Genomic DNA, 17,689 nt, shown 5'->3' on the forward strand with positions numbered 1-17,689 from the left:
GATGAAAATTTTAATTGTAGGATACAACCTATCAATGGGAGGAATTCAGCGAGCGCTCATCAATACCTTACAAGTATTAGCGGCAAATAGTAACAACGAAATCGATTTATTTCTGTTTTCTAACAAAGGAGAGTTAGCAGAGGAACTACCGGGAAATGTGACGATTATAAAAAGTAATTACTTACTGACACTCACGGCCACACCATTCTCCGAAGTCATAAAATCGGGTACGCTATTTGATAAAATGATCAGGATACTATTGACGATATTCGTTAGGCTCGTTGGATCAACGCTCTATTTTAAAATACTCTTTTCATTGCAGAAAAAAAAGAAGCCATATCAGGTGGCAATCTCTTATTTTAATGATGTTCCACAAGGCTATTTTAATAGAGGAAGCAATCAGTATGTCATAGAAAATGTTGTTGCCGAAAAAAAAATTGCTTGGATTCATACAGATCCTATCAAAGCTCAATTTAACCGTGAGAGAAGTCTGAAAAGCTATCGGAACTTTGACAAAATTGTTAACGTATCAAAAGCTGGAAAAGAAAAATTTGATGTGTTTATCCCAGAATATAAATACAAGTCGGCTGTGGTTTATAACATTTTTCCGTATAAAACTATTCAGGATCGAGCCAATGACTTTGTGCCAAAGTACAGACAGGACATCACTAATCTCGTCACAGTCGCTCGGATTGATAATGCAACGAAACGTATAGACCGTATTATAGAAGTCGTGCATTTGTTGAAATTGGCTGGATATGAACATTTTAAATGGTGGCTTGTCGGAGATGGGCCAGACCGGGATAAAAATTATGCACTTGCTGACAAATATGGCGTGATGGACCTACTTGAGTTTACGGGAGAAAAAGTGAACCCACTTCCTTACATGAAGTACGCCGATGTATTCGTATTAGCTTCCGATTACGAAGGCTATCCGATGGTTGTCGGTGAGGCTCTCGCCCTAGGGACACCAGTCATTACAACTGCCTATGCATCTGCCAGAGAACAACTTGTTGACAGAGTGAATGGAATTATTGTCGAGACGGATACCGAGGCATTGTTTGATACGTTGAAAGCGGTTCTGGAAGACAGAAATATTCTTATAGGCTTACAAGAGCAGAGCCGAAAAAAACGAGGAAATAATGGAGAAGCGATGAGCCAACTTCAGGATATTTTACGCTAAGAACCTATTTTTTAATACAGAAGAGGCGGGGAGGAGGAAAAGGATGAATTGGTCAATTCCAAGTAGCGTACTGATTACGGTGGCTGCATTATCCGTATTGGCCAACATAATAAGTGATCATAGCTTATTTTTGATCCTTTTCTTACTCGTGTCTTGCTATGGAATCATGAAAGAAGAGATGGAAGGTAAAATTGTTTTCCTACTATTTTTCTCTACATGGATATATGTGTTGAAATTGGAAGTAGATAGTTTTTCCTTTTTCCACGTTATCCAATTCGTCTATTTAGTATCCTGTTTATTTTCAATGCTGAACAATAAAGTACGTGTAAGTCTCACGGTCATAGTAGGATTTTTGTTTTTTGTCCTTTATATTGTGATGACATCTTGTTTCGCTTCGAATAGTAATCCACTCATTGTAGTTGGATTTCTGTTGAATTTCCTAACGATAGCAATAGCGATTGCGACGCTCAACGACAATGCCTCTTATGAACGATATGTACTTTCCTATGCTTCTGGTTTAGTATTTTCAGGTCTAGTTGCCCTGCTTGCGCGTTGGATTCCTCAAGTACAACAACGCATTCAAAGTATGGGGGAAACCTATACGTTATATGAAAATAATTACTTGTACACTCGATTTAGCGGCTTGGACGTAGATCCTAATTATTTTTCTTTTCAAGTATTAGTTGCGATTGCGCTTCTGCTTGTTATTGCAGGTTATAAGAAACGACTTGTAATAGAAAGAGTGCTCATACTAGTTTTGGCTTTCATGGGTTTGCATACACTCTCCAAAATGTTTTTGCTCATGCTAATTGTCATCTTGGTTTACGTTTGTATCGTTTATGTAACGTCTAGATATAGAAGTGTCATGAAGTATTTATTTGCCTTGACGATCATGATTTTTGCTGCAATGCCATTCGGGTTACTCGATTTTATCGCTGTGACGATTGCTCGGTTTTCAGAACAAGGGGGTACAGTCGTTTCAGTTACAACAGGTAGGTCTTCATTATGGTTAGCTTATCTCCAAGAAATCATAGTTAATTCTCGTGTTTTTCTAATAGGGAATGGCATTGGAACAGGCTTCCTAGACGGCTTTGCAGCTCATAATATGTATTTGTCTTATTGGTACTTCACAGGGCTTCTGGGCATCGTCGCTTTGCTTGTATTTGTTGCTTATTCATACAATTATATGAAGAAAATAGCGGTGGGATCTAGTAAAATGGCTAAGCGAGTTTTGAACAGCCTGCCTCTATTCGTAGTCATTGTGGCCAATTTCTCACTTGACTCAATTGTGATGGACTTTTTCCCCCTAGTTCTATTCCTGTCTTTGTTATCACTGAATCATGTAAAATTCTAGATTTGGAGGCGGCTAGCATATTATTAATCGAGCGGAAGTTGTTTCATATAAAGATAAATAATTATTATTTTTTAAAGGAGGGAGTTGAGTTCGAAGCAGCAGTCCATGTGAAAGGATTTTCACATTCCTTTATTCCACGAGGGACATTGGAGGGGTTGGAAACCATTCATATTGATTTAGCAAAGGATGAAAATGTACTGTTAATGGAGATGCATAAATCGACTAGAAAGCAAGTTAGAAATGCAAAAGAGAAAGAGTTCGAACAGTTTGTGATTGAAACACCAACGGACCAAGATTTTAAAGAATTCCAATATTTTTATAATCGATTTGCGAAAAATAAACATGCACATACTTGTAGTTCTTTTCACATAAAAACAATGAAACTGCTGAGGGAGAAAAATGCAATTATGCTTACCTATATGCAAGACAAACAAAAGAATATCCTCTGTTACCGAATATATATTACAGATGGAGATGTTGTGATGAATTTATATTCCGCTTCCCATTATCGAATGAGTGAGGACAAGGAGAAAAAGAGAATGATTAGCCAAGCGAATCGTCTTCTTATCTGGAACAGCATATTATGGTTTAAAGAGAAGGGCTATAAGCTATACGATATGGGCGGCTTAACGAGTGATGACAATATTCGTCTGTTTAAGCTCGGCTTTGGAGGGAAGATTGTTCCTGTTTATTCGGGATATGAAGCCCATTCCTTTTGGGGGCAATTAATTATAAAGGTTCGTAACTTAAAAATGACCATTGTAGGGATGAAAGTATGAGTAAAAAAGGGATTTTCATCGTCTCCCTTGATTTTGAACTGAACTGGGGTGTCCATGATGTTTTTACTTTAGGACACTATCAAGAAAATATAGTAGGTGTACGGCAGGCCATTCCAAGAATGCTTGAGTTGTTTAATCACTTTGATATTCATGCGACATGGGCGACAGTTGGCATGCTTTTTTTTGATAATAAGAAAGAGCTACTGGCAAACTTACCTGAACTCCATCCGAGTTATGCCGATGCAGCTTTTTCACCGTATGACAAGCTAGCGAGCCTAGTAGGAGAAAACGAACAACAGGATCCCTTGCACTTCGGTGCTTCATTGATAAAAGAAATTATGGACTATCCGAACCAGGAATTGGCGACCCATACTTTTTCGCATTATTATTGTTTGGAAACTGGACAGACTGCCGCGCAATTTGAGGCCGATGTACAAGCATCTGTAAAGGTTGCAAAAGCAATTGACCAGTCTACCAAATCGATGATTTTTCCAAGAAACCAAATCAACCATGACTATTTACAAATTTGTAAAGTAAACGGTATTCAATGCTTTAGAGGACACGAAGACAGTTGGGTCTATCAAGTCGGTCCATTTCATAATAAAGGAATTATAAAGAGAATGCTAAGGCTGGCTGACTGTTATTTGCCTATTTTCGGTGATCATACGTATTCGATTGACCAAGTGACAACCGAACCAATTGTAAACCTGCCATCGAGTCGGTTTTTGAGACCTTATCACACAAGCCTGAAAAGTCTTGAGCCCTTGCGCTTAAGAAGAATTAAAAAAAGTATAACAAATGCTGCGAAAAAAGGAGAGATATTTCATCTTTGGTGGCATCCTCATAATTTTGGCAAAGACATCGAAAGCAATCTAGGTTTTTTGACGGAAATCCTGATTCACGTAGCTACTATGAGAGAACAATATGGTCTGACAAGTCTTACGATGGCGGAGGCTTCAACGTTAGCTTTACAGGGGATGGATTCACATACTATCCGGAGTCGTTAATTCGAGGATGGACATTACGATAATCTGTGCAATATTTTTTAACCGTTGTTCACTCAATTTATCTATGGTGTCATTGGCTGAATGGTAGGCTTTCTCTAAAGGGAAATAACTGAATAGAACTGCGTCAATTGCTGCATTGTGAAAGGGAAAATGATCGCTTTGACTAGTAGATCCAATCGTTAAAGTTTCCCCAAATAAATCTTCATTCGCTTTGTTGCCAATCTCTGTCGCGCTGTTCGGCATTCCATCTACCGTAAACATCGTTAGAGGTCCGGCATCTGCGCTACCGACCATATCTAAGTTAAACATGGCAATCGTTCGCTCGATTTCGTCGGTCGTCATGTGATTCACATAACTTTCAGAGCCAGCTAGACCTTTTTCTTCAGAGCCGAAAAAGATGAAACGAATTTCTAACAGGGTCGGCGTGTCTTTTAGCATACGAGCGACTTCGAGCAATACGGCTGTTCCGCTGGCATTGTCACTTGCTCCTGGTGATTGAATGACGGAATCATAATGTGCTCCAATTATAATAATATCACTAGTTTTTGGAAGATCATTTGTAGGTTTTTTTGTGACAATGAGGTTCTGAGATTCGTTCTTAGCTACTTCGATTGTAAAGTTTTGTATGTCGACTTCATATCCATACAGTTCGAGTTGTGTGGTTAAGAATACAGCAGCTAGCTGTTCGGATTCTGTTCCAGCTATACGAGGTTCTTTCGTTAATTCTTGAATAGATGCATATAGTTGGTCGCTGTTAAAACGACTTAACATAGCCAATTCAGTATCTGCTAATAGACGACCGCCTTCAACGGTAGATGAACAGGCTGATAGGATAAAAGTAAGTGATAAAAGCAACATTTTACGTAGCAATAGAATCCCCTCCATTCTACTTTAGAAGATTGTACCATGATAAAGGGAAAAGAAAGCATGTTATTAAAAAGCGACAGAACTAGTGGGAAAGGTACAAGACTTGGCAGATTGTTTAGCCATGACTCGTCACAATTTTTACTTTTTCTTCTTCGAATAAGGCCTCACCATCAACCCCAGCTATTTGCGTTCCTTATTGAGCTCCTTATAAAGTGAAACCATCATACCAATGATGACAAAGGAAAATGGCAATGGCTGCTTCTGCAATTCCTCATGTTAACTCGGCTACATTAACTGGTTGAAGTGGGCCATATATTGTCTACATGCCGATAGGGAACGTCGCTGAGTCTGCTGATGTGATAAAAAAGATGGCGATATCAAATAGCAGCATGGACATCGGCAATTCATGAAAAACGGCGAAAAGAGGGGTCAAATCCACTCCTTTTATTTGTACATCCATTGTAGTGGCACCGAGAACAGAGAACCAAAAAAAGCTAATTAATGTCGGTAATAACAGGACGACTGTTAGAAATTCACGTATGGTTCATCCGTGCCCAGTTTGTTCTGTTGCAGAGTCTATCGCGATGTGAGATAGCGGTTCCGCTACGCCCCAAAAGATGTGGCCGATTCCCATGCCGGTCGAAAATAGCATAGCGAACCAGCTTATTCTAGAATACTCGGATTTTTCATCCGGCTTACCGAGTGTGATTTATTCTACAGGGCTGACGATAAAAAGAGACAGAATAGCACAATTGCTGTGACGAAAAGCAAATAATATAAATCGAATATCGATGTGATAAAGTCTTTCATATTAGTGGTCACAGCTTCAAAGTTCTCAGGTGCTAGCACTCCATAAAACACTGCAATGCATACAAGTCCAAGCGTAATCCAGAATACATTTGATGTTTTTTTCATCTTATCATCTATTTTTCGATGTGATAATGGGGCAAGTATTACAGTGTAATCTTGTCCATTTATGGCAACAGATATGTACTTATAACTATTACCATAGTATTTGTGTGAAGCATAAAAAAAGCAATTCCAAATAATAATGGAATTGCTTTTTTTTCATGCCTCTTATCAAAAACAAGAAAACTGATCGATTTGACTCAAACTAATTCCCGTATACTCCCATCTTCTTTGCCTGCTGCGCCATCTGTAACCCGCCACGGAAGTTCGTCCGACAAAGACTGGGTAGAACCAAAAACCTTGTCTTCTGGATAACCAGACGTATGTGTAGCGGTAGAGGCATCCGCGGATTGCGCCAGGATCTACCGCAAACGTTTGATGCGTTGGATAAGCTGGGATGGTGCTTGGTGGTGCTGATGTTGGACCTTGTTGGCCATGTGATTGTCCTGGAGGACCGAAATTTGGCGGTCCTTGGTTAGGTGAGTGTCCAGGAGGTCCGAAACCCGGTGGCCCTTGATTTGGTGGGAATCCAGGTGGTCCAAATCCCGGAGGACCTTGGTTAGGCGGGTGGCCTGGCATACTAGGCCTTGGTGCGAATGGTTGCATGTTGTGTCCCATTAAGCCTTGTTCTAGCGAGAAGTCTGGCATGTCATAGCCCATCATTCCTTGATCTGGGGAAAAACCTGGCATGTCGTAGCCGATCATTCCTTGTTCTGAAGAAAAACCTGGCATGTTGGAGCCCATCATTCCTTGTTGTGGAGAAAAACCTGGCATGTTGTAGCCCATCATCCCTTGTTGTGGGAAGAAACCTTGCATTCCATAGCCCATCATCTGGTTGCCAGCCCCGTAACTTGGCATACTTTGAACATTTCTTTCCTCATATCCCTCAGGTAATCGCGGTGACCATTGTTGGCCGCCTTGATTATCTGGCTGCATGTTAACCATTATTTCACTCCTTCCAACTGATTCCATCTAGTCTATGCGACAATGGGTGAAATGGAATGGACGCTGATATTCATTTTGTGCAAACTTATTCAAGTTTTACAGGTTTCCTGAATAACAGGAGGTGTGAAAATCAAAATTAAATAACGAAAAAGTTCCACTGTAAATGCCGTGGAACTTTTTTGTTTGCGAATTAATCACGCCTTGGCGGGATTGCGTCAGGATTTTTTTCAAGCTCCCTTTCGTGACAACCTCCTGGATTCAGAAAAACTAATTCGCTTCATCAGGATAATAGAGATCTTTGCGCAAGCACACATCTCGATGGCGTAAATGACGCTCACCTTGAAAGCGAAGCCAAATTTCATCATCTGCCATGACGCCATGCGTTTTACGGACGATTCCCCAACGATTGTAGGCTTGAAGACCGAGTGCTTTAAGCAATTCATCGGCATTGGCGCGGGTAGGTGGGAAAGTACACCATTTCAGCTAACGTTCCAACTCTTCAAGTGTAATATGACCTTCCATATTTTCATTTTTCCCCCTATACTTCACCACGCTGTAACAGCATCATGTTGTTAGGGACTAAACCTTCTGAAAATCGTACAATAAAGCACTTACATCGTGCGCCCGATAGATGAAGATCGTATTTTTACACCTGATAATGAAAAGTTAGCACAGTATTTGGTGGAATGAAGGAAGAAAGCTGAAGCCATGGTTATGGCTTCAGTTTTTTCTATTCAAAACTTTCAAGTAATCACCGTATTCCCATCTTTTATTACCGATGAAGAACGTTTGAGTTGAACAATATGCGCATCTGGATGCTCTTTCCCGGTCATGAGCTCAGCCAACATTTTCGAACCAAGCATACTATAAACAGTGCCATTACCTCCATAGCCGAGCAAATAATAATGATTTTTTTTTGTTGGATGTTCGCCGATGAAAGGTAAACTATCGAGTGATTCCCCGAATGTTGCACAGTAAGCAAATTCAATTTCAATCGGAAGATCTGGAAATAGTGCTTGTAGCTGTTTTTTCAAATGTGCACAACGCTTGTTGATGAGTTCAGCTGAATGAGTGGCTTCCGGTTCGTCTTCGTCGAGCCCACCTACGATGATTCGATTATCTGTCGTGGTGCGCATATAGAGATAAGGACGTTTTGATTCCCAAATCAGGGCATGTTCATGCCAAATCGGAGAGTGGGCAATGGGCTTAGTGACGATGACATACGAACGGTTAATGTTTGCGCCTACTCGTTTTCCGACTGGAGGCGTTTCGTAACCAGTTGTAAACAAGACTTTATCCGCCTGGAATTCACCTGTAGATGTGGCAATATGCAATCGTCCATTTTCGTCGGTAACGCCAGTAACGTCCATATATTCTATTAGATGAACACCCATTGATTCGACCAACTGCAAAATGCCGTTAACGAATTTGTAGGGATTCACTTCGGCATCGTTGTATGTCACGATTGCCCCAGGTTTTGAAAACGACATCTGTTTGTATAGTTCGTCTTCGGTCCAATAATCGCAAGGAAATCCGTGTTTTTGTAACATGACATATTCGGTCATCACACTTTCTAGATCCTTGTCATCACTTGCATAATAAACGCTAGGCCTGCTGATGAAGCCAGGATCTATCGGTAGCCGTTTAGCTGTTTTTTTTAAGTCAACAATCGCTTCCAAACATAACTGATAAAACCGGACGGCATCCCTTTCACCAATCTGATCAATTAATGCATGAAGCATAATGTCATTTGAATATTGAAGAAGCCCTGTATTCGCTATTGAACTGCCTGCTGCCATCTGCCGCTTATCCAACACGGCAATGGACAGTCCTTTATCAGCCAGTGCAAGTGCTGAAAGAGCCCCAGACATCCCGCCACCTACAATGACGACATCATAATGGGGTGCTATTTCTATTTTTTTACGTGCTGGTGTTACGGGCATTGTCGTGGGCCAATACAATGAGCCTTCGTGAATATGCATACTAATAAACCTCCCAGACATAATTCATTTATCTTTCCCTGTAAGGTATTACGGAATACATAATTAATGCCGAAAAAGTACGATTTTTTGTTGTTCAAAGGGAAAAAAGGTTATCATTAGGTTGACTAGAATGTATGAAAAATAGTTTGACAGATGGAGGAAGAAGTTTACATGACGATAGAAGAAAAACCACATATTTTAGTAATCGATGGAATGGCCCTGTTATTTCGCTCGTTTTTTGCGACGTCCGCAATGGGACATTATTTCCCAAATGCGGAAGGTACGCCGACGAATGGGGTGCAAGGATTTGCGCGTCATACGATGACGGCAACATCGATTTTCGAACCAACACATTTAGCAGTTTGTTGGGATATGAGTGCGCACACATTTCGTAATGAGTTATTTGACGGCTATAAAGCGAATCGTCCTGAGCCGGCGCCAGAGCTTGTTCCACAGTTTGATATGACGAGAAGTGTATCTGAACTAATCGGCTGGAAAAACTACGGAATACAGGGCATGGAAGCGGATGATTTGATTGGGTCGATGGTTACGACATGGGATGGCAAAGCAGATATCACCATCGTTACCGGTGATAAAGACTTGCTGCAACTACTCAGACCTGGCGTCCGTATTGCGTTCATGAAAAAGGGCTACAACGTGTATGATATTTATACATATGAACGATTTGTAGAAGAATACGGCATTTCGCCACAGCAGTTTGTCGATGTAAAAGCTTTCACAGGGGATGCGAGCGATGGCTATCCAGGTGTCAAAGGCATTGGACCGAAGACGGCACTGAAATTAATAAAAGAATACGGTTCTGTCGAAGGTGTTATCGAGTCTATACACGAATTAACACCTGCGATGCGCAAGAAAATCGAGGAAGATATGGATATGCTTCAATTGTCCAAAAAGCTAGCGGAAATTCATTGTGAGATTGACGTGACTGATTCAATAGAGAATTTGAAGATACCTTCATTTGATGGCGAAGTTCGAGAGCTAATGGAACAACAAGGGTATTCAATGATTGTTAGGCAGATTCGCTCTTGAAAAATGGCTAAGTTAATGCAGGATGTTGATATACTTGTTCAACTAACAGGATAGTTAGTTGAACAAGTATAGTCAATAAAAGCAAAGTCTATATGAGAAGAGGAGGAAAAGAGTATGTTGATTGGTTTGATGCAAACTATAGGGATATTCTATTATTGGACTTGGATTATCTGGCCATTTGTATTTGTTGTTTCATTGGTTTATGCGATTTCTTCATTAGTAAAAGACGATACAGCATCTATGAAACCTGCCATAGTTGCTTCAATATCACTTTTAATAATTCTGGCTGGAATCACTTCACCTGCATTTAATTAATAACATTTAGGAAAAGGAAATAAGTATAAACCACGGTTCTAAATAAGGGAACTCCTTACTGCAACTCCCTTACCGGCTCAATCTTAACAAAAGACAACACGGCTTTATTCTTCTTATAAGACACCTGCCGCACTTGGCTCGGACGATTTCTTGCACCATTGTCATGAATAATTAGCTCAATGTCATCCTCTTTTTCTTCATAACCAATCACAGGTACCCAATGATAATCAAATTCGTAACCTCCGCGCCAACGGAAGTTAAACCACTTGTCAAACTTCGCTGCAATAAGTCGTCCATTATTAATTTGCCGTTTCACATTTGCAATATCACACTCTGCAACTGTCCAGTTGGAGCCTAATATTTTACCCATATTACGAATAAAACGCCCTTTGACTAGTCCAATTTTTGTGCCGCCAAGCCGTGTAAATAATTCGTTGATATCATATGGACATGCCTCTGGGGGAAACTGATCCATTAGGAGACGAGCCGTTACAGGGCCACATGCGGAAGGACGAAAAGATTCCTTGATATCTTCGTCATATTGCGACTTTCCATTGATGTTTAATATTTTTTTCATAGAAGCCACCACCCTTTTATTATTAATTCCCGTTCCACCAAGGTTGAAACAGAATTTCAGTATAAGAATAAAAAATCACTTCATCAGACAGAGTGAAGTGATTGTCCATTCGCATTGAAAAGGATGGTGAGTGCTGTTTTGAAGGTGGCGTAGGTTTCAATTTCAACATGCAAGCCTGATTGGACGATTTCGCGAACGAGTTGCGGATTAAAGCCGACATAGATTGGTCGAATGCCCATCAATTTCAAGGCTGCATTCAGCTGACTAATTTCGATGGCAAAGACATTGAAATCTAGTTGCGCAAGGTCTTTGAGTTCGACACCTGTAAAATCAAAAGCGGCACAATTCACTTCACGTTGGTCTGCGCAATAGTTGAGAACCCGAGTACGAATGGATTCAAGTCGCCCAGGACTTAATGGGCCAGCAATTGGCACAAGAATAGTATCGTCAATAAGGGAAGGGATGATTGGGGCAGAAAGTTCGTGAATGACTAGTTCATAGTAGGCAATTTTAGTTTTTAATTGTTGGATTTCTTTTTCATTGTTGTCCATTTTTCCACCTCGATACTATTTTCTCCAGTATATATCATTTTGGTAAAAAAGACCATTATGAAAACGGATAGACTAAGGCCTATCCGTTTAGGTGATAAATTTAATTTCCTACGCTTTCAAGAAAATCTGTAACTTGTTCAGGTGATTTTGCGTTAGCGCTATGCAAATGGGCTTTCTTTTCTCCATTTTTGAAAATAAGTAAGCTTGGAATTCCCATGACATCATACTTTTCTGCAATTTCAGGTAGCACGTCACGGTCGATGTCATACCATGTATACATATCGTATTTTTCAATGATTGGATCGATGAACATATCCATTCGTGTGCAGTCAGGACACCATCCCGCCTGGAATTTAATAAGCGCTTTAGAATCGCTCGCAATGATTTTGTTGAATTGTTCAGTTGTTGTAATTGGTTTCATCTTTATATTCCCTCCTTCATATAATAAGTGTACAATGATTGCAATCAGGTCGGAAGTAAAGTGTCTTAGAAATAAAAAAAATGAAATTAAATATTGCGAAAACTAGTTTTGTGTTCTACACTAATAGATATAGATACGCTTTCTATTTTTTTTGCCCATAAAATGAATGGTGATTCATTCAAGGAAAACAAAGGAGGCTTCTCACGTGGCTTATCAAATTAAAAAAGCAGCAGTTTTAGGTTCGGGTGTCATGGGGTCAGGTATTGCTGCTCATCTCGCAAATATCGGAATTCCAGTTTTACTATTGGATATCGTTCCTGGCATGTTAACGGAACAGGAAGAAGCACAAGGACTTACAGTAGAGAATCATCAAGTACGCAACAAAATTGCAGCGGGCGCGATTCAAAATCTGCTTAAACAAAAACCTGCACCACTGGCAACGAAAAGTAATCTGTCTTTGATTGAAGCAGGGAATTTTGAAGATGACTTAGATAAATTAAAAGACGTTGACTGGATCATTGAAGTCATTGTTGAGAGATTAGATGTAAAAAAAGGGTTATTTGAAAAAATTGATGCCGTTCGCAAGCCTGGAACAATTATTAGTTCGAATACATCAGGCATAAGCATTGAAGCAATGGCAGAAGGACGTTCGGAAGATTTCCAAAAACACTTTCTGGGCACACACTTTTTCAACCCACCACGCTATTTAAAGCTGTTGGAAGTCATTCCAGCAAGTACGACAGCTCCGGAAGTTGTGGAGTTCATGACAACCTTTGGGGAAGACCGTTTAGGAAAAGGCGTTGTCATTGCGAAGGACACGCCGAATTTCATTGCCAATCGGATTGGTACATATGGACTGCTGATCACATTACGTGAAATGGAGAAACGTGGCTATTCGATTGGGGAAGTCGATTCTGTGACAGGTACATTGATTGGTCGTCCGAAATCAGCAACTTTCCGTACGCTCGATGTGGTAGGTCTCGATACATTTATGCATGTGGCGAAAAACGTCTATGACAAAACAGCAGGCGAAGAGCAGAAAGTGTTCGAACTGCCACCGTTTATGACAAAGATGATTGACAATGGATGGATAGGTGCGAAAGCAAAACAAGGTTTTTATTTGAAACAAGGAAAAGACATTTTTGAACTAGATACCGAGACGTTTGAATACGGTCCAGCTAAAAAATTGACAACGCCTTCAATTGAAATGGCGAAGCAACAAAAAGGGCTGGCGAACAAAGTGAAAACGTTGGTTTACGCCAATGACCGAACTGGAGAAATTTTGTGGAATATTGTTGCGCCGACGCTATTATATTCGGCAGAGCTACATGGTGAAATAGCGGACGATATCGTTGCCATTGATAATGCCATGAAATGGGGCTTTGGTTGGCAGCAAGGACCGTTTGAAATTTGGGACGCGATTGGCGTAGCAAAATCCATGGATTTAATGAAGGAAGAGGGAGCAACAGTGCCTACCTTCGTTCAAAGTTTACTCGACAAAGGCTATGAAACTTTTTATAAAGAACAAGATGGAGATCTCTACTTCTTCGACGGGGAAGATTACAAGCTTGTCCCAGTGAATGAAAAAGCAATTGATTTGAAGCGCTACAAGAAAAAACATGGCGTCATCAAAAAGAATACTGGCGCTAGTTTGATAGACCTTGGGGATGGCATCGCGCTTCTTGAATTCCACTCCCAATCAAATGCCATCGGACTCGACATTATGCAAATGATAAACTTTGCTGTCGATGAAGTCGAGAAGAACTACAAAGGGCTGGTCATCGGTAACCAAGGGAAAAACTTTTGTGTAGGTGCCAACCTTGGGATGATTTTAATGGAAGCACAAGATGACAATATCTTCGAACTCGAATTCGTTATCCGAACGTTCCAGAATGCCATGATGAAAATCAAGTATTCTACGAAACCAATTGTAGCGGCACCATTTGGCATGACCCTTGGGGGTGGCGCAGAAGTTTGTCTACCGGCAGCGCATATTCAAGCGTCATTGGAGACGTACATCGGATTGGTTGAAGCGGGCGTTGGTTTGATTCCTGGTGGTGGCGGTAACGTCAATCTGTATGCCAAACATCTAAAAGGTTTGCCGAAGGGCGTCCATGTCGACTACCAGTTTGTGGCGAATAAAGTATTCGAAACCATTGCGATGGCGAAGGTATCTACTTCTGGCGAAGAAGCACGCGACAACAACTTCCTTGATTTTGCAGACGGTGTCAGTGTCAATGGCGATCACTTAATCTATGATGCAAAACAGGTAGCACTTGCCCTATATGAAAACGGCTATCAAGCGCCGAAGCGTGAAAAAATTCCAGTAACAGGTGATTCCGGCTATGCAACGATGTTGTTAGGTGCGGAGGGCATGTTCCTTTCAGGATTTATCAGTGAGCATGATTTGAAAATTGCCAAGAAGCTGGCGTTTGTTATAGCAGGTGGTAAAGTGCCATACGGAACATTAGTAGATGAACAATATCTGTTGGACCTTGAACGTCAAGCGTTCTTAAGCCTGGTGGCGGAACCAAAATCACAGCAGCGTATGCAGCACATGCTTGTTAAAGGAAAACCATTGCGTAACTGATCTGCATAGCAAAAAGGAGGAATTTCAATGCGTGAAGCAGTACTAGTAGCCGGTGCACGGACGCCGGTTGGGAAAGCGGGCAGGGGCTCACTTGTGTCGGTACGTCCAGATGACTTAGGGGCGATTACGATTAAGGAAACATTGAAACGTGCGGGAGGCTATGATGGTCCAATCGACGATGTAATTATAGGTTGTGCGATGCCAGAAGCGGAACAAGGGATGAACGTGGCACGTAATATTGGTGCGCTAGCAGGCCTTCCTGATACAACACCTGCCATCACGGTTAATCGGTTCTGTTCATCAGGTCTTCAGTCGATTGCATATGCAGCTGAGCGTATTATGCTGGGGCATTCGCAAGCCATACTTGCAGGCGGTGTCGAGTCGATGAGTATGGTGCCGATGATGGGCAATACGATTCGACCGAATGCTCACCTTGCAGAAACGGCTCCGCAGTATTATATGGGGATGGGTCACACCGCTGAGCAAGTTGCTGTTAAATACGGTATTACGCGCCAAGAGCAGGACGAATTTGCAGTATTGTCACATCAAAAAGCAGGCGCGGCGATTGCAGCTGGGAAATTTGATGATGAAATCGTCCCTGTTAAAGTCGTCAAGCGTACTGTCGATGACAATGGTAAATATAGTGAAAAGACATTTATGTTTGAAATGGATGAAGGCGTTCGCCACGGTACGAGTATGGAAGGATTGGCGAAACTACGTCCAGCATTTTCAGCGACGGGTACGGTTACAGCAGGTAACGCGTCCCAAACGTCAGACGGAGCAGGTACTGTTCTCGTCATGGACCGTGAAGTGGCTGAAGCGCAAGGCTTGAAGCCAATCGCAAAATTCCGTTCATTCGCAGTGGGGGGCGTGCCACCTGAAGTGATGGGGATTGGGCCGATTGTAGCGATTCCAAAAGCACTTAAACTTGCAGGCCTATCTATTGAAGATATCGATGTGTGGGAATTAAATGAAGCATTTGCTTCACAATCTCTGCAAGTGATTCGTCATTTAGGTTTAGATATGGATAAAGTAAACTTTAACGGCGGAGCCATCTCCCTAGGACATCCACTGGGCGCGACAGGAACGATTTTAACAATCCGCATGATGAGTGAATTAAAACGTCAAGGCAAGCAATTCGGCGTCGTTACGATGTGTATCGGCGGAGGAATGGGTGCGGCAGGCGTATTCGAACTACTTTAACTTTATGCAGCAAAGGCGAAATTGATTGTAAAATTAAAAGGAGGAAACTATAATGACTGAATTGAAAACAGCTGAACTAATCAAAGGTGGAGCTTTCTTGGTTGAAGATATAGAAGCAGCACGTGTATTTACACCGGAAGATTTTTCAGATGAGCAAAAAATGATTGCCAAAACAACAGAAGACTACGTGAAAAATGAAGTGCTTCCTGTTGTAGAAAATCTTGAAAATCATGAGTTTGAGCACTCTGTTAGACTACTGAAATCAGCAGGGGATCTTGGACTGCTTGGGGCGGATGTTCCAGAAGAATATGGAGGCCTTGATTTGGATAAAATCTCATCTGCTTTGATCGCTGAAAAGCTATCGGTTGCAGGTGGATTCTCCATTACACACGGAGCACACGTAGGAATCGGGACATTGCCAATCGTCCTTTTCGGTAACGATGAGCAAAAGAAAAAGTACTTGCCGAATTCCGTAACAGGTGAGAAAATTTCGGCATACGCATTGACAGAGCCAGGTTCAGGTTCAGATGCACTAGGTGCGAAAACATCGGCGAAGCTTAATGCAGAAGGTACACATTACATTTTAAACGGTGAAAAACAATGGATTACCAATGCTGGATTTGCAGATGTATTTGTTGTCTATGCTAAAATCGATGGCGATAAATTCACAGCCTTTATCGTCGAAAAAGAATTCCCAGGCGTTTCTGTTGGTGCAGAAGAGAAGAAAATGGGGATTAAATCATCTTCAACACGTACGCTAATTTTGCAAGATGCCCAAGTGCCAGTGGAAAACCTATTAGGTGAAATTGGCCGCGGTCATATCATTGCTTTTAATATTTTGAACATCGGTCGTTACAAACTAGGAGTAGGTACAATTGGTGGTTCAAAACGTACACTTGAATTGGCAATTACGTATGCTAACCAACGTCAACAGTTCAAAACACCAATCTCTTCATTTAATTTAACAAAACAAAAGCTAGCGACGATGGCATCTAAATTGTATGCAACAGAAAGCTTGATTTACCGTACAGTCGGCTACTTTGAAGAGCGTCAGAGCCAGTTGAGCGCTGAAGAGCAAAAAGATGGTAAAGCGATTGCAGCGGCAATTGCTGAGTATGCTATCGAATGTTCTATTAACAAAGTGGTCGGTTCAGAAGTCTTGGATTATATTGTTGACGAAGCAGTTCAGCTGCACGGAGGCTACGGCTTCATGCAGGAATACGAAGTAGAGCGCATTTACCGCGATTCCCGCATCAACCGTATTTTTGAAGGAACGAATGAAATCAACCGCCTCATCGTACCAGGAACATTCTTGAAAAAAGCGATGAAAGGCGAATTGCCATTGCTACAACAAGCGCAAGCATTGCAAGAAGAATTGCTCATGATGATGCCTGAGGAAATTGGTGAAGAGGCATTGGCACAAGAGAAAGTACTTGTCAAAAATGCCAAGAAAATCGGTCTTTTGGTGGCTGGTCTTGCTGCACAACGCTTCGGAGTGAAATTGGAAGCTGAGCAGGAAGTACTGGTCAACATCGCAGATATCGCGAATAATATCTTTGCAATGGAATCTGCACTACTCCGTACAGAAAAAGCAATTGCGCGTAACGGCGAAGAAAAAGAGCAGCAGAAGATTCTTTACACGCAAATCTTCTGTCAGGAAGCATTTGAAGAAATCGAGAAGGATGCAAAAGAAACACTTCTTGCAGCTGTCGATGGTGACAATTTGCGTATGATGATTTCTGCACTGCGTAAATTGACGCGTTCAAATCCATATAATATCATTGTGAAAAAGCGTGAAGCTTCAGTGAAGCTTATCGAAGCTGAGAAGTACATCGTTTGATAGAACCGTTTTTTGAAGTGGAAAGGAACTTATTATGAAGCAAAGCCCCAAACAAGGAATGTGTTTGGGGCTTTGCTCTATTATAGGCTTCTTTCAATTAGTGATAAAAATATTTA

Annotated in this window: 19 protein-coding genes; 9 read left to right on the forward strand and 10 right to left on the reverse strand. The window is 41.3% G+C overall.

The annotated features are described in order from the left end of the window. Position 1 precedes the first annotated feature (1 nt). From R2B72_RS12005 to R2B72_RS12020, 4 genes are all read left to right on the forward strand, one after another. Positions 2-1,183, forward strand: coding sequence for a glycosyltransferase (locus R2B72_RS12005; RefSeq protein ID WP_318616815.1), 1,182 nt, complete (start codon positions 2-4; stop codon positions 1,181-1,183). Between the two features lie 43 nt (positions 1,184-1,226). Next, entirely contained in the window at positions 1,227-2,537 is a 1,311-nt protein-coding gene (locus R2B72_RS12010) for a hypothetical protein (RefSeq protein ID WP_318616816.1), read from the forward strand. A gap of 107 nt (positions 2,538-2,644) precedes the next feature. After that, positions 2,645-3,316, forward strand: coding sequence for a hypothetical protein (locus R2B72_RS12015; protein WP_318616817.1), 672 nt, complete (start codon positions 2,645-2,647; stop codon positions 3,314-3,316). Further along, the gene (locus R2B72_RS12020; protein ID WP_318616818.1) at positions 3,313-4,323 is read left to right on the forward strand and encodes a polysaccharide deacetylase family protein; all 1,011 of its coding nucleotides are present in this window, start codon (positions 3,313-3,315) and stop codon (positions 4,321-4,323) included. Before R2B72_RS12015 ends, R2B72_RS12020 begins: the two co-directional genes overlap by 4 nt. On the opposite strand, the gene R2B72_RS12025 is transcribed toward R2B72_RS12020, so the two are convergent. The 7 genes from R2B72_RS12025 to R2B72_RS12045 all read right to left on the reverse strand — a co-directional run bounded on the left by R2B72_RS12025 (position 4,300) and on the right by R2B72_RS12045 (position 9,026). Continuing rightward, on the reverse strand, positions 4,300-5,193 hold the full coding sequence (locus R2B72_RS12025; RefSeq protein WP_318616819.1) for a M20/M25/M40 family metallo-hydrolase: 894 nt from the start codon (positions 5,191-5,193) through the stop codon (positions 4,300-4,302). The two genes, R2B72_RS12020 and R2B72_RS12025, sit on opposite strands and share 24 nt — an antisense overlap. 316 nt (positions 5,194-5,509) lie before the next feature. After that, positions 5,510-5,731 carry a BCCT family transporter gene (locus R2B72_RS18655; protein WP_412177840.1) on the reverse strand — a complete coding sequence of 74 codons (222 nt, stop codon included), beginning with the start codon at positions 5,729-5,731 and terminating at the stop codon, positions 5,510-5,512. A 3-nt stretch (positions 5,732-5,734) separates the two neighbouring features. Beyond that, positions 5,735-5,842 carry a BCCT family transporter gene (locus tag R2B72_RS18660; protein WP_412177834.1) on the reverse strand — a complete coding sequence of 36 codons (108 nt, stop codon included), beginning with the start codon at positions 5,840-5,842 and terminating at the stop codon, positions 5,735-5,737. Between the two features lie 62 nt (positions 5,843-5,904). Then, entirely contained in the window at positions 5,905-6,105 is a 201-nt protein-coding gene (locus tag R2B72_RS18665) for a BCCT family transporter (protein WP_412177835.1), read from the reverse strand. Positions 6,106-6,270: 165 nt separating this feature from the next. Continuing rightward, positions 6,271-7,044: a hypothetical protein gene (locus R2B72_RS12035; protein ID WP_318616820.1), complete on the reverse strand. Its 774-nt coding sequence runs from the start codon at positions 7,042-7,044 to the stop codon at positions 6,271-6,273. Positions 7,045-7,311: 267 nt separating this feature from the next. After that, the gene (locus tag R2B72_RS12040) at positions 7,312-7,482 is read right to left on the reverse strand and encodes a hypothetical protein (RefSeq protein WP_318616821.1); all 171 of its coding nucleotides are present in this window, start codon (positions 7,480-7,482) and stop codon (positions 7,312-7,314) included. 305 nt (positions 7,483-7,787) lie between these two features. Then, on the reverse strand, positions 7,788-9,026 hold the full coding sequence (locus R2B72_RS12045) for an FAD-dependent oxidoreductase (RefSeq protein WP_318616822.1): 1,239 nt from the start codon (positions 9,024-9,026) through the stop codon (positions 7,788-7,790). A 171-nt stretch (positions 9,027-9,197) separates the two neighbouring features. Between R2B72_RS12045 and R2B72_RS12050 the strand changes: the two genes are divergently transcribed. Both R2B72_RS12050 and R2B72_RS12055 read left to right on the forward strand, forming a co-directional pair. After that, a complete protein-coding gene (locus R2B72_RS12050; protein WP_318616823.1) occupies positions 9,198-10,076 on the forward strand; it encodes a 5'-3' exonuclease in 879 nt (292 codons plus the stop codon). A 114-nt stretch (positions 10,077-10,190) separates the two neighbouring features. Continuing rightward, positions 10,191-10,391 carry a hypothetical protein gene (locus R2B72_RS12055; RefSeq protein WP_318616824.1) on the forward strand — a complete coding sequence of 67 codons (201 nt, stop codon included), beginning with the start codon at positions 10,191-10,193 and terminating at the stop codon, positions 10,389-10,391. A gap of 55 nt (positions 10,392-10,446) precedes the next feature. On the opposite strand, the gene R2B72_RS12060 is transcribed toward R2B72_RS12055, so the two are convergent. The 3 genes from R2B72_RS12060 to R2B72_RS12070 form a co-directional block, all read right to left on the reverse strand. Continuing rightward, on the reverse strand, positions 10,447-10,968 hold the full coding sequence (locus R2B72_RS12060) for a hypothetical protein (RefSeq protein ID WP_318616825.1): 522 nt from the start codon (positions 10,966-10,968) through the stop codon (positions 10,447-10,449). 83 nt (positions 10,969-11,051) lie between these two features. Continuing rightward, positions 11,052-11,519: an STAS domain-containing protein gene (locus tag R2B72_RS12065; protein WP_318616826.1), complete on the reverse strand. Its 468-nt coding sequence runs from the start codon at positions 11,517-11,519 to the stop codon at positions 11,052-11,054. Positions 11,520-11,619: 100 nt separating this feature from the next. After that, complete coding sequence (locus R2B72_RS12070; protein ID WP_318616828.1) at positions 11,620-11,940, reverse strand: thioredoxin family protein; 321 nt, start codon at positions 11,938-11,940, stop codon at positions 11,620-11,622. 166 nt (positions 11,941-12,106) lie between these two features. Here R2B72_RS12070 and R2B72_RS12075 point away from each other — a divergent pair, with 166 nt between their 5' ends. The 3 genes from R2B72_RS12075 to R2B72_RS12085 are packed head-to-tail and all read left to right on the forward strand — an operon-like array spanning position 12,107 to position 17,573. Next, on the forward strand, positions 12,107-14,530 hold the full coding sequence (locus tag R2B72_RS12075; protein ID WP_318616830.1) for a 3-hydroxyacyl-CoA dehydrogenase/enoyl-CoA hydratase family protein: 2,424 nt from the start codon (positions 12,107-12,109) through the stop codon (positions 14,528-14,530). A 27-nt stretch (positions 14,531-14,557) separates the two neighbouring features. After that, positions 14,558-15,733: an acetyl-CoA C-acetyltransferase gene (locus R2B72_RS12080; protein ID WP_318616831.1), complete on the forward strand. Its 1,176-nt coding sequence runs from the start codon at positions 14,558-14,560 to the stop codon at positions 15,731-15,733. Between the two features lie 52 nt (positions 15,734-15,785). Then, on the forward strand, positions 15,786-17,573 hold the full coding sequence (locus R2B72_RS12085) for an acyl-CoA dehydrogenase family protein (protein ID WP_318616832.1): 1,788 nt from the start codon (positions 15,786-15,788) through the stop codon (positions 17,571-17,573). The last annotated feature ends 116 nt before the right edge of the window (positions 17,574-17,689 follow it).

This window comes from Sporosarcina sp. YIM B06819 (assembly GCF_033485175.1).
Taxonomy (GTDB): Bacteria; Bacillota; Bacilli; order Bacillales_A; family Planococcaceae; genus Sporosarcina.